The following is a 12,220-nucleotide window of genomic DNA, read 5'->3' as shown; positions in this document are numbered from 1 at the left end:
CCTTTCTGAAAGGATCAAACGTGGGTTTGCGCGTGGTGCCGATCGGGGTGTTCCAGATGCGGGACGGCATTGAACAGGACCGGACACCACGTGCCACCAACCGGAAACAGGCGGTGTTGCGAAGTGTTCATGATCGCAAGGGCCAAGTTGGCCATCGCGCGAATGTCCAAGCCCATGTGCTGACGCATCGCCATTGAGATCAGCCCGCCTGATGTAATCACCAGCGCGGGGCCGTCCCCTTCGGCAATCTCGGTCAGGGCGGTGCTGACGCGGGTTTCGAACTGTTCGAACGTTTCGGGGACGTTGACGATTTCACCATTCTGCCAAGCGGCAAAAACCCGTGGTAGGTGTGCCGTAAACTCGACTTGTTCGGTCGGGATGGGAATGCCCTGTTCGTCGCGCAGTGCGGCGGCAAGGCTGAAATACTCGAGTTCGTTCAACCGTCCGTCGCGGGTGGGAATCAGGCCGGTGTCCATCGCGTCGGCGGTTTCGATGTGGCGGCGCAGGGTGCCTGTATACAGTCGCATATGATGCTGTTTGGTCTCGCGCATGTGCGCGCCCAGCCATGCGGACTGCTGGAAGCCCAGCGGCGACAGGCGGTCATAGGATGCCTCGTCGGTGGCACCGGAATTGGCCTGACCGTGACGGATAAGAGTGATGTGGGACATGGGCAGCCTTTCGCGCTTTGCCGACCTTGTAGGCGAGGGGCGCAGGCATGAAAAGTGCCGTGCGGGGGCGGTGGTGAAATTTTCGGGGCCAGTTGGGGTCGCACCTGTAAAATGCAGGCTTGATCTCAACTATGGTTGAGGAAATACAAAGGGTATCGTCAACAGGAGAAGACGATGACCCAGATCCCCGATACCAGCACCCCGCACGTTGTGTCCGATGCCTATGTGTCATGGCGCGAATTTCTGGGCAGTGGTCACACGGCGGCACTTGTGCTGGTCAGCCTTGCTGTGATGTTGCACGCCGCCGACAGTCTGATCGTGGCCACAATGCTGCCCTCGATTGTGTCCGACATCAACGGCGCGTCGTTGGTTGGCCTGTCGGTATCGCTGTATGAAATGGGGTCGATCGTGGCGGGTGCGGCCAGTGCGATCCTGACCATGCGCATGGGGTTGCGGCATCCGATGGCGCTGGCTGCAGGGATGTTCGGGTTGGGCTGTCTGCTTAGCGCGGCCAGCCCGACGATGACGCTGTTTCTGGCCGGACGCACGTTGCAAGGGTTGGGCGGTGGCGGTCTGGTCGCGATGTGCTTTATCGCGATCGGGGTCTTGTTTCCCAGACGCTATGCCGCGCGTGCGCTGGCTGTGGTGTCGACCATCTGGGGTGTTTCAGCCTTTTTAGGGCCGCTTGTTGGTGGGGTTTTTGTGGCCTATGCTACGTGGCGCTGGGGGTTTATCTGCTTTGGCGCGGTGGCCTTTGGTTTGGGCGCGTGGGTTTTTTTGCGTCAGCACGACCAGCCGCCTTTGCAAACCGCTGGTCAGGTGTTTCCGTTCCGACGCTTGGGATTGCTGTGTCTTGCGATTCTTTTGGTTGCGGCCAGCGGGGTCAATATTGCGCTTCTGCGCAGTGGGCTGATGATTTTATGTGGTGTGGCGGCGCTGGTGCTGTTTGTGCGGCTGGACGCGCGGGCAGGTGACAACCGGATGCTGCCGCTGCGCCCGTTTGATCTGCGCACACCCATCGGGGCGGCGTTGGTGATGATCGTGACCTTGTCGATGGCCACCATTGCCATTGCGGCCTTTGGCCCGTTGCTGATCACCGCGATCCATCAGGCTCCTGCGCTGACTGTCGGCTATGTCGTCAGTTGCGGATCGGTGGGCTGGACCCTGACCGCGATCCTTGTCAGTGGCTTGTCTGAACGAACCGACCGGCTGATGATTGCGCTGGGCATGGGGTTGGTGGCGGCCAGCGTACCTGCAATGCTTTATGCGGTGCCGCACGGGTCACTGTGGCTGATCGCGTTGATTGCACTGGTGGAAGGTGGCGGCTTTGGCATGGCGTGGACTTTTGTTCTGCGGCGGACCGAGGCATTGGCCGCACCCGCCGAAGTGCAGCGCGTGGCGGGTGCGATTCCGACGGTGCAGAGGTTGGGGTATGCACTGGGTGCGGTCTATGTCGGGCTGGTGGCGAATGCTGCGGGCATTCTGACGATGACCACTGGCCCCAGTGCCATTCAGGTGGCGGAATGGGTCTATATTGCCTGTCTGCCGCTGGCGGCACTGGGGCTGGTGGCAACGGTGGCTTTTGTGCGCAGGTGAACCAAGCGACCTCTATCGGAAACGACAGTGGCGCAAATTCGGGTTCGGGCGTCGGGAATGGGAGTCCCGCATGCGTCCTCGCCTTGATAGAAGGGGGGAACGTTTTGGGAGGCAAGAGTGATGTCGGACGTCGTTAAGTTTGTGTTGGACGGTCAAGAGGTCGAGGCCGAGGCCGGTCTGACCATCTGGGAAGTGGCCAATGGCCGCGGACTGGTCATCCCGCATCTGTGCCACAAACCGGCTCCCGGATATCGCCCTGACGGTAACTGCCGCGCCTGCATGGTCGAAATCGAAGGCGAAAGGGTCTTGGCCGCGTCCTGCATCCGCGAACCCAGTGAAGGCATGGTTGTCACCACCAATTCCGCCCGCGCCGAAACCGCCCGCAAGATGGTTGTCGAAATGCTGGTCACCGACCAGCCCGCGCAAGATGTGGCCCACGATAAATCCGCCCACCTGTGGGACATGGCCGCGCTGAACGGCGTGACCCACAGCCGGTTTCCCAAGCTGGAAGAGGGCCGTATTCCGCTATTGGACGACAGCCACGTTGCGATGCGCGTGAACCTTGATGCCTGCATTCAATGCGGGCTTTGCGTGCGCGCCTGCCGCGAAGTGCAGGTGAACGATGTGATCGGTATGGCGGGACGCGGGCATGACACCTATCCGGTCTTCGATATGGCTGACCCGATGGGTGACAGCACCTGCGTCGCGTGCGGCGAATGTGTACAGGCCTGCCCCACTGGTGCGCTGATGCCTGCAACGGTTGTGGATAGCGATCAGGTGGGTGACAGCGCGGATTACGATTCCGAGGTCGAAAGCATCTGCCCCTTCTGCGGTGTCGGCTGCCAGATCAGCCTGAAGGTCAAGGACGGCAAGGTCAAATACGTTGACGGCATCAACGGCCCCGCAAACGAAGGCCGCCTGTGCGTCAAGGGGCGCTTTGGCTTCGACTATATCCACCACGATCACCGCCTGACCAAGCCGCTGATCCGTCGCGATGACGCGCCTGCCAAGGGTTTGAACGTCGACCCCGCCAACTGGCAAACCCATTTCCGCGAGGCGTCGTGGGACGAAGCACTGGATTTCGCGGCCCGTGGTTTAAAGGGGCGGGGCCGCGAAGTGGCAGGCTTTGGCAGCGCAAAATGTACCAACGAAGAGGCCTATCTGTTTCAGAAAATGATCCGTCAGGGCTTTGGCCACAACAACGTCGATCACTGCACGCGGCTGTGCCATGCGTCGTCTGTGGCGGCTTTGATGGAGAACGTCGGTTCGGCTGCTGTTACGGCCACCTTTAACGAGATTGAAAACGCCGACGTGGCCATCGTGATCGGCGCCAACCCGATTGAAAACCATCCTGTTGCGGCGACCTATTTCAAACAGTTCACCAAACGCGGCGGCAAGCTGATCGTGATGGACCCGCGCGGGCAGGCGTTGAAACGTTTTTCCAGCCATATGCTGCAATTCCGCCCCGGTGCGGATGTTTCGATGCTGAACGCGATCATGCACACGATTGTCGAGGAAAAGCTCTATGACCGGCAGTACATTGACGCCTACACCGAGAATTGGGAGGCCGAAAAGGCCCACCTGAAGGATTTCAGCCCCGAGAAAATGGCCCCGATGTGCGGTATCGACGCCGAGGTACTGCGCGATGTCGCCCGCACCTTTGCCGGAGCCAAAGCGGCGATGATATTCTGGGGCATGGGGGTGTCGCAACACATTCACGGCACCGACAACAGTCGCTGTCTGATCTCACTGGCGCTGATGACCGGACAGGTGGGACGGCCCGGAACCGGTCTGCACCCGCTGCGCGGACAGAACAACGTGCAGGGTGCGTCGGATGCGGGGCTGATCCCGATGTTTCTGCCCGATTATCAAGACGTGACCGACGAAGGCGTGCGCCGCGCGTTCACCGAGGTCTGGGGCACCGAGGACTTTTCCGGCCAGAAGGGCCTGACCGTGACCGAGATCATGGACGCGGTCCACGACGGCGACATCAAGGCGATGTATGTGCTGGGTGAAAACCCCGCAATGTCCGACCCTGATGTCGAACACGCCCGCGACGCGCTGACCAAGCTTGACCATCTGGTGGTGCAGGACATTTTTATCACCGAAACCGCCAATTACGCCGATGTGATCCTTCCCGCATCCGCCTTTGCCGAGAAATCCGGCACAGTGACCAACACCAACCGACAGGTCCAGATGGGCCGCGCTGCGGTCGCGCCTCCGGGTGAAGCGAAAGAAGACTGGTGGATCGAGGTGGAACTGGCCAAGCGGTTGGGGTTGGGCTGGACCTATACCGGACCGGCCGAGGTTTTTGCCGAAATGAAGCTGAACATGCCGTCGTTCAACAACATCACATGGGACCGGCTTGAGACGCAGAACGCGGTGACCTATCCGTCGCTTTCGCCCGAAGACCCCGGGCAGGCGATTGTCTTTGGCGAGGGTTTCCCGCGCAAGGACGGCCGCGCTAAATTCACCCCTGCGGCGGTGATCGCCCCCGATGATGTGCCTGATGCAGAGTATCCGATGATCCTGACAACAGGCCGCCAGCTTGAGCATTGGCACACAGGATCGATGACCCGCCGCGCCTCGGTTCTGGACGGGCTGGAACCCGAAGCGAACTGTTCGCTGCATCCGTCCACCCTGCGCAAACTGGGCGTCGCGGCAGGCGGGCATGTGCGGCTGACCACCAAGCGGGGCAGTATCACGGTGATGGCCCGCGAAGACCGCTCGGTTGCCCCCGATATGGTATTCCTGCCCTTTGCCTACGTCGAGGCGGCGGCGAACATCCTGACCAATCCGGCGATTGACCCCTTTGGTAAAATCCCCGAGTTCAAATTCTCGGCGGTGCGGGTCGAAGCTGCGCAGGATAACACCGTAGCCGCTGAATAGGCGGCTGCGGCGTGGTTAGCTGTATTTTTCAGTGATGAAAAAGATCGCGATAAATACAGCTGTCAGAGCGAAGGTGCCCAGTTTGCGAAAACCTGCATCCGTTGCCAGCCTGTGTGCTGTTTCGGGAAACGCCCAGTTTGCGGCCCGCATAACAAGTCTGTCCAGTCTGACAATGCTGACGACAATGGCGGTGCCCAATCCGGTCAACCAGCGCATGACCAAAAAGAATATTGCAAGCGCAACCAGTTGAATAAACACTTCGTCGGGGCCGTCAAAGCTTTGGCCGCCCAGTGAGATCATATAAAGCACGGTGAAAATTCCGGCTTTGTGGACAAAGTACGAGGCGGCGCTTTTTGCCGGTTGCGGGGCGGCGGGCCTGAGCGATTGCGGCACAGACCGAGTATGGCCATAAATCACCAGCTGTGCATTCGGCCGCCGTCCCATGCGTTTGTGGAAACCAACGCCGTCCGTGGCCCACAGAAAATGCGTTTCGATCACGCTGGCCATTTCGCTGGGATAGCCAAGCTCGGGGTCACCCAGTTGATGTACAAGATTGTCGTATATCTGTACCTCTAAAGCACGGCGCAGGGTCAGATCGTGGGCTATGTTCAACGACAACAGCGCATCCAGCATCTTTGTGTGCCATGGCCACGGGCGTAGCGCCTCGTCGAACTTTGTTTGGAATATCGAGAGTGCTTCGGCCAGATCCTCTTGCGCCAAGATGTCGAGTTTGCCAATGCCGATGCCCCACGGGGGCGGAGCAGCGGTTTTGGGTGCCGGTTTGGACGGAATGTCGGCGAACAGCTCTTCTGCATATTCAGTCTGGTCCGGTGTCGCCGGTGCGGGGGCCTTAATAATTCGGGTTGGAGGTTCGATGTCCGAAGTGTCATCGGTGCCTGTCCCGGAGGGATCGTGCGCGGGTCTGACAGGTTCGCAGAGCGGTATGGGCTGCGCATCATCCAGACCGGTGCGCCTTTCCACAATATCTTTCATGCGGGGGCGTTTGGCTGGTGTCTTGTCCCTGAGCGCTCCGTTCTTGGCCGCCGCAAAGGCATCGCGCAGTGCGCCAAAGACGGCTGGGTCATTGCGGTCGATCTGTTTTAGCCGCGTGGCATAGGCGCGTTTGACCTCACGTTCGGTCACTTGTTGTTCCAGGCCCAGTTCGGACCACGGCCAGCTAGGAGACATAATAATCGTCGATCCGGTCCAGCGTTTCGCCCATGTCGCCGCGCATCCGCGAGATTTCGGCGGGGTCTTGTCCCTCCAATGCGCCTTCGAAATTCATTAACATACCTTGCAACAGGTGTCGGTCATCACCTGTTGCCATCTCGTACAGCCGTCGGATACGGGCCAGAAAGGCGGTGTTTTCCTCGTCTTCGCGCGGGTGCAATTTGAACGATTGCATCTGTTTCAACCGCTTGGCGATGTCGGCTTCGGTCAGGTTCGATACGTTGTCGCGGATCACCACGCCCGCCTTTTTGCCGGTCGTAACCGAAGTGGCCTCGACGTCGATCAAACCCGAAGGGTCATAGGTGATGCGCACGAACAGGCCCTCGTGACCGGCTTTGCCCTTGGGCACGTCCAGATGGAACTGGCCCAGATGTACGTTGTCGCTGACTTTGGGGGCCTCACCCTGATAGACGTCGATGCGCAGTTTGGTCTGGTTGTCATCCATCGTGGAAAAACTGCGTTCGCGCGATGCGGGCAGCGGCGTGTTGCGTTCGATGATGGGTTGGAAAAAACCGCCGATCACCGTGCCGTTTTTCAGCTTGGTTGCAGTTTCGATACCCACTGAAAAGGGCGATACGTCGGTCATCACCACATCATCCAGTGCACGGTCTTCGGCCACCAGCGCGGCCTGCACGGCGGCGCCCAGTGCCACCGCGTGATCGGGATCGATCGACATTTCGGGCAGCCGTCTGAACTGGCGCGCGACCATCTGGCGGATCATGGGCATTCGGGTGGCCCCGCCGACCAGAATAACGCGGTCCAGCGCGTCGGTATCAAGGCCGGTGTCATAAAAGCACCGTTCAATCGGGCGGTGCAGGCGCTTGATCAGCGGGGCTGCGGCCTGTTCGAAGTCGTCGCGGGTCAGGGTGATGGTGTGGTGTGCGCCGTCAAGCTTCAGCTTGGCCGCAAAGTTGTCCTTGCCGCTCAGGTGTCGCTTGGCCACGTCTGCCTGAAGTCGCAATTGCTGCTGCGTGTCCTTACCCAGTTTGGCCCATGGTGTGCCGGTCTTGTCGGCCATCGCCTTGGCCAATGCTTCGGAAAAATCATCGCCGCCCAGAAAGGCATCACCGGACGAAGCCTTTACCTCCATCACTCCGTCGAAATGTTCCAGCACGGTGACATCGAAGGTGCCGCCGCCCAGATCGAAGACCAGAAACTGGCTTTCGCCGTCGCGGTCCTGCAATCCATAGGCCAGTGCCGCCGCTGTGGGTTCATTGACCAGCCGCACCGCGTTCAGGTCGGCCATCGCGCAGGCAGCCATCGTGGCCTGACGCTGACCCTGATTGAAATAGGCAGGGACAGAAACGATCACATCGCGGATGGTCTGGCCCAGAGCCGCTTCGGCGTCGTCTTTGAGTTTGCGCAGCACCAGCGCCGACAGTTCCTCGGCACGCAGGGTCTTGCGGCCCAGACGAAAGGTGGTTTTGGTGCCCATCGCGCGTTTGAACGCAGCGGCGGTGTCTTTGGGGTGGGTGGTCTGGCGGTCGCGTGCGGCCTCACCTACCAGTACATTGTCACCATCGATGGACACCACCGAAGGCGTCAGCCTATGCCCCAGCGCATTGACCAACAGGCGCGGCGCACCGTCTTCGAACACGGCAATCAGCGAGTTTGTGGTGCCAAGATCGATACCGATGATGGGCTGGGTCATGGACTTTGTACCTTGTCGCGGGGCATGTTGCCCACGTTATTTCTTGAGGCAGAGCGGTGGTCAACCGCGAGGGGCGAAGATGCAGGTAGATGGACAACGGTTTCTGAAGGATTTGCACATGCTGCGCAGCTTTGGCGCGCAGGGAGTGGGCGTGGTGCGGCCCGCCTATTCCGAACCCGACGTGGCGGCGCGGGATTGGCTGGCCGATCAGATGCGCGATGCCGGATTGCGGGTCGAAATGGACGCGATGGGCAATCTGTTCGGTCTGGCGGAGGGGCCGTCGCTGTTGTTGGGATCGCATAGCGACAGCCAGCCCACGGGCGGCTGGCTGGACGGTGCGTTGGGCGTGATCGCGGCGCTTGAGATCGCGCGGGCGGCAGGCGGCGGCGTGTCCGTGGTGTCGTTTCAGGACGAAGAGGGCCGCTTTGGCGTGACCACGGGCAGTGCGGTTTGGTCGGGCAATCTGGCGCTGGACACGGCGGATGGGCTACTGGACCATTCAGGCGTGTCCTTGGCGGATGCGCGGCAGGCGGTGGCGGGCATGGTCACCGGCGACGTCGATTCGGCGCAGTTTACCGGATTTATCGAGATGCACATCGAACAGGGTCCGTACCTGGAGGCCAACGCCGAGCAGATCGGCGTGGTGAGCCAGATCGTCGGCATCCGCGACATGGCGGTGACCCTGACCGGCCAGCAAAACCATGCGGGCACCACGCCGATGCATCTGCGGCAGGATGCGTTTCAAGCGCTGAGCGCGTTCAACACCGCGCTGAACGACCGCTTGCGCAATGTGGTGACGCCCAGCACGGTCTGGACCATTGGCCATGTGTCCCTGTCGCCAAATGCATCGTCGATTGTGCCCGGACAGGTGCGGTTTTCGATGCAGTGGCGCGACGGGGACGGCGACCGGCTGCTGCGGATGGAAACGATCATCCGCGAACTGGCCGCCGAGATTGCGCAAGAGCGCAATATGAAGCTGGACTTTGGCCCGATGCTGGGGTTGGAGCCGGTGCAGATGGACGACGGCCTGCGCAGTGCGCTGGAGACGGCAGCCGAGGCGGAGGCACCGGGGAAGTGGCGCAAAATGCCTTCGGGCGCGCTGCATGATGCTACCAACGTGTCAAAGCTGATGCCGGTGGCGATGCTGTTCGTGCCGTCGATTGGCGGGATCAGCCATGCGTTCGAGGAAGACACCGCCGAAGAGGATCTGGTGACGGGTCTGCGCGTGATGGCGCGCGCGGTTGATCAGGTGCTGGCGGGGTAAGGGGCGCTGCCCCTCGCCCTTGCGGGCTCACCCCGGAGTTGTTCTGGCAAGATGAAGATGGGAGGCGTCACGTATATATCCGCGGTCCAGAGCGCGTTGGCGGTGCGTGTCTGCCGCGCGGGACGCGGCGCGCAGGTCGGTGTGGCAAGAGGTGATCGTGCGCGGGGTGCCACCCACGGCGCCCCATTCACGAGTGACCGATGCCTCTTCGAACAGGTTGCGCGAAATCTCGACGCGGTAGAACAGCGGGCGGGCTTTGCCGGTGCGGTAAAGAAGGGCTTGCAGCATCGTCAGCTCCAGTGGACGTCTCCGAGAAAGATATAACCTGCGCCGTAGATTGTCTTGATCAATTGCGGGTTTTTTGGATCTTCGCGCAGTTTTGTGCGCAGCCGCGAGATGCGCACATCCATCGCGCGGTCAAAGCTCTCGCCCGCACCGCCGCCCAGCGACTCCTGCATCTGCGCGCGCGAGATCAGGCGGCGCGGGCTGGACAGGAACAGGCGCAGCACTTCGCCTTCGGCGTGGGAAAAGGGGGTTTCCGAACCCGCGTCGTCGGTCAGGACGTAGCGGTCAAAGTAGGCGGTCCAACCCTGGAATCTGGCGGTGTTGCCACTGTGCACGGGTTGCTGGGTGGATCGCAGGCGGGCGCGGACGCGGGCCACGACTTCGGCGGGATCGAACGGTTTGATGATATAATCGTCGGCGCCCAGTTCCAGCCCCGTCACCTTGTCCTGCACCTGCGCGCGGCCCGAGATGATGATGACCGTGGCCCCCTGTTCCAGGGCCAGCCGGTGCACAATGGTCAGCCCGTCGGTGTCGGGCAGGCCCAGATCGACCAGACAGACATCGGGCTGGTGGGTTTTCAGCGCTGCCTCGAAGGCCGAGGCGCGGGCAAAGCTGAGGGTGCGAAATCCGGCCTCTTCCAGCGCGTCGGCCAGCATGGTGCGAATGGCCGGTTCGTCGTCAAGGATTGTTACAAGGGGGCTGTCGGGTTTGCTCATTGGGCGGCCTGTGGCATCAGAAGCGCGGCAAGGTCGTCCGCTGAAAAGGGTTTTTGTAGGACCGGCGCGCGTTTCAGGGCGGCGCGGTGCGTGGGATCGCTGACCGGCAGCGAGGTCATCAGGATGATCGGTGTGCCTGCGTCTTTCAGGCGGTCTGCCAGATCAATGCCCGAGGCTGCGCCCAGCCGGATATCGCTGAGGATCAGGCCGATGTCGGGCAGATCGGCGGTAAGGGCGGTGGCCTCGTCGACGCTGGCTGCCTCGACTACGGAATGGCCCAGCCCCATCAGCATATCGCGGTAAAGCGCGCGCAGGTCGTCGCGGTCTTCGACCAGCAGGACCATGCCGCCTGTCACCGGTGCGGGGCGGTTCAGCGGCAGACGCAAACGTACTTCGGCACCGGTGCGGGTGTTGTTCAGGCCGAGGTGGCCCCCAGCGGATTTCGTCATGTCATAGACCATTGGCAGACCCAGCCCCGAACCTTCGCCGCCTTTGGTGGTAAAGAACGGATCGCACGCCTTGTGCAGGGCCTCTTCGGAAAAACCGGGGCCGGTGTCGGTAACGGTGAATTCCACCCAAGTGTCCCCGAGCGCTGCAGCCGTCAGAGTGATGGTTCCCTTTGCGCCACAGGCGTCGCGGGCGTTCAGGATCAGGTTCAGCAGGCTGTCCTGAACCATGCCGGTGTCCAGCAACAGCGGCCCTGCGGGCAGGGTGCAGTCAACGCGCAGGGTCTGGCCAGCGGGCAAGGTGGGCGAGGCCAGAGTGGCCACGTCGGCCAGCAGACCTGCCACTTCGACCGGACCGGGGCGCAGGACGCGTGCGGCGGTGGCGTTGGCGATGCCGTCCAGCAGGTGGCCGCCACGACGGGCGGCGGCGCGCGTGCCTTCGATCAGGGGCGCTGCGTCTTCCGGCAGGCCATCCATGCGTTCGAGCTTGCTTTGCAGGCCGAGGATGATGGTCAGAAGGTTGGAAAAGTCATGCGCCAGACCGGATGTCATCTGTGCCGCCAAGGCCCGTTTGCGGTTTTGTTGCAGGGCAACACGGGCTTGGGTTTCTTCGGTCACGTCCATCGATAGGATATAGGCACCCTGCGCAGTATCGGGGGTGAATGCCGCGCGGATGCGGCGGGCGCTGGGGGCGTCTGTAAATTCGAACACCGATGCGCGGCCTTCGTAGGCGGATTGCAGGTGCGGTGCGATCAAGGTGTAGTTCGCGGGGCCAAGTGCGTCAGAGATGTGCAAGCCCATAAGGTCGCGGGGCCGGTCGGGGATGATGCTGGACAGGCGGCGGTTTGTATAGGTGTAATGGCCGGTTTCATCGACGTGGGCGATGTGGGCTGGCATCATTTCGGTGACCAGACGGGTGCGGGCCTCCATTTCGGTCAATTCGCGCTTGGCCTCTTCCAGAGCGGCGACGGTGGCGGACAACTGGCGGTTGGTCGCGGCCAGTTCTTCCGAGCGTGACAGCACCATATCCGACAGCGCATCCGAGCGCGCGCGCAGCATGTGCTCTTGATCCTTGGTGCGGGTGATGTCGGTGTAGACTGTGACCCAGCCCCCCTGAGGCAGCGGCGCGCCTTCGACCGATATGGTGCGCCCGTTGGCGCGGGTGCGCTCCATATAATGCGGCTCGAACGCGCGGGCGGTGCTGACACGCTCTGACACAAAGGCCTCGATGTCGTCGATTGGGCCGTATTCGCCGTGGGTGGCAATGTGACGGATTGTGTCTTCGAACGTGGCCCCCGGTTTGACCAACATATCGGGCAGGTTGAACATCTGCTGGAACGCCACATTGCAGACCGATAGCCGCAGGTCGTTGTCATAGATCGACAGCGCCTGAGCGATCAGGTTCAACCCGGCGGTGGTCAGCGCCCTGTTCTGGTCATCGTTGCGTGGCACGTGGCAATCCTCCGCCGATGGGG

General features: G+C 61.6%; 9 protein-coding genes. 3 read left to right on the top strand and 6 right to left on the bottom strand.

The annotated features are described in order from the left end of the window. Positions 1-14 precede the first annotated feature (14 nt). Complete coding sequence (locus tag SULPSESMR1_RS14240; RefSeq protein WP_089421414.1) at positions 15-668, bottom strand: histidine phosphatase family protein; 654 nt, start codon at positions 666-668, stop codon at positions 15-17. 174 nt (positions 669-842) lie between these two features. Between SULPSESMR1_RS14240 and SULPSESMR1_RS14235 the strand changes: the two genes are divergently transcribed. Together SULPSESMR1_RS14235 and fdhF are read left to right on the top strand one after the other, a co-directional pair. After that, the gene (locus SULPSESMR1_RS14235) at positions 843-2,264 is read left to right on the top strand and encodes an MFS transporter (RefSeq protein ID WP_089421413.1); all 1,422 of its coding nucleotides are present in this window, start codon (positions 843-845) and stop codon (positions 2,262-2,264) included. Positions 2,265-2,384: 120 nt separating this feature from the next. Continuing rightward, positions 2,385-5,153 carry a formate dehydrogenase subunit alpha gene (gene fdhF / locus SULPSESMR1_RS14230; protein ID WP_089421412.1) on the top strand — a complete coding sequence of 923 codons (2,769 nt, stop codon included), beginning with the start codon at positions 2,385-2,387 and terminating at the stop codon, positions 5,151-5,153. Positions 5,154-5,168: 15 nt separating this feature from the next. Here fdhF and SULPSESMR1_RS14225 read toward each other — a convergent pair whose 3' ends face one another. Together SULPSESMR1_RS14225 and SULPSESMR1_RS14220 are read right to left on the bottom strand one after the other, a co-directional pair. Next, positions 5,169-6,341 (bottom strand): hypothetical protein, encoded by a 1,173-nt coding sequence (locus SULPSESMR1_RS14225; RefSeq protein ID WP_114284792.1) that lies wholly within the window; start codon positions 6,339-6,341, stop codon positions 5,169-5,171. Next, positions 6,331-8,034, bottom strand: a complete 1,704-nt coding sequence (locus SULPSESMR1_RS14220) for an Hsp70 family protein (RefSeq protein ID WP_089421410.1) — start codon at positions 8,032-8,034, stop codon at positions 6,331-6,333. Before SULPSESMR1_RS14220 ends, SULPSESMR1_RS14225 begins: the two co-directional genes overlap by 11 nt. 79 nt (positions 8,035-8,113) lie before the next feature. On the opposite strand from SULPSESMR1_RS14220, the gene SULPSESMR1_RS14215 reads away from it, so the two are divergent. Continuing rightward, positions 8,114-9,298, top strand: coding sequence for a hydantoinase/carbamoylase family amidase (locus tag SULPSESMR1_RS14215; protein ID WP_089421409.1), 1,185 nt, complete (start codon positions 8,114-8,116; stop codon positions 9,296-9,298). Positions 9,299-9,325: 27 nt separating this feature from the next. On the opposite strand, the gene SULPSESMR1_RS14210 is transcribed toward SULPSESMR1_RS14215, so the two are convergent. From SULPSESMR1_RS14210 to SULPSESMR1_RS14200, 3 genes are read right to left on the bottom strand one after another with little or no spacing between them, the layout of a single operon-like run. Continuing rightward, entirely contained in the window at positions 9,326-9,586 is a 261-nt protein-coding gene (locus SULPSESMR1_RS14210; protein WP_089421408.1) for a WGR domain-containing protein, read from the bottom strand. 2 nt (positions 9,587-9,588) lie between these two features. After that, positions 9,589-10,299, bottom strand: coding sequence for a response regulator transcription factor (locus SULPSESMR1_RS14205; protein ID WP_089421407.1), 711 nt, complete (start codon positions 10,297-10,299; stop codon positions 9,589-9,591). Beyond that, positions 10,296-12,197, bottom strand: coding sequence for a PAS-domain containing protein (locus tag SULPSESMR1_RS14200; RefSeq protein WP_089422341.1), 1,902 nt, complete (start codon positions 12,195-12,197; stop codon positions 10,296-10,298). Before SULPSESMR1_RS14200 ends, SULPSESMR1_RS14205 begins: the two co-directional genes overlap by 4 nt. Positions 12,198-12,220 lie beyond the last annotated feature (23 nt).

It is taken from the genome of Pseudosulfitobacter pseudonitzschiae (assembly GCF_002222635.1).
Classification (GTDB): Bacteria; Pseudomonadota; Alphaproteobacteria; order Rhodobacterales; family Rhodobacteraceae; genus Pseudosulfitobacter; species Pseudosulfitobacter pseudonitzschiae_A.
This window is presented reverse-complemented; position numbering and strand designations above follow the sequence as displayed.

Excerpts from the sequence above, each read along its gene's own strand:
- SULPSESMR1_RS14240 (WP_089421414.1), bottom strand. The coding sequence starts at position 668 with ATGTCCCACATCACTCTTATCCGTCACGGTCAGGCCAATTCCGGTGCC.
- SULPSESMR1_RS14235 (WP_089421413.1), top strand. The coding sequence starts at position 843 with ATGACCCAGATCCCCGATACCAGCACCCCGCACGTTGTGTCCGATGCC.
- fdhF (WP_089421412.1), top strand. The coding sequence starts at position 2,385 with ATGTCGGACGTCGTTAAGTTTGTGTTGGACGGTCAAGAGGTCGAGGCC.
- SULPSESMR1_RS14225 (WP_114284792.1), bottom strand. The coding sequence starts at position 6,341 with ATGTCTCCTAGCTGGCCGTGGTCCGAACTGGGCCTGGAACAACAAGTG.
- SULPSESMR1_RS14220 (WP_089421410.1), bottom strand. The coding sequence starts at position 8,034 with ATGACCCAGCCCATCATCGGTATCGATCTTGGCACCACAAACTCGCTG.
- SULPSESMR1_RS14215 (WP_089421409.1), top strand. The coding sequence starts at position 8,114 with ATGCAGGTAGATGGACAACGGTTTCTGAAGGATTTGCACATGCTGCGC.
- SULPSESMR1_RS14210 (WP_089421408.1), bottom strand. The coding sequence starts at position 9,586 with ATGCTGCAAGCCCTTCTTTACCGCACCGGCAAAGCCCGCCCGCTGTTC.
- SULPSESMR1_RS14205 (WP_089421407.1), bottom strand. The coding sequence starts at position 10,299 with ATGAGCAAACCCGACAGCCCCCTTGTAACAATCCTTGACGACGAACCG.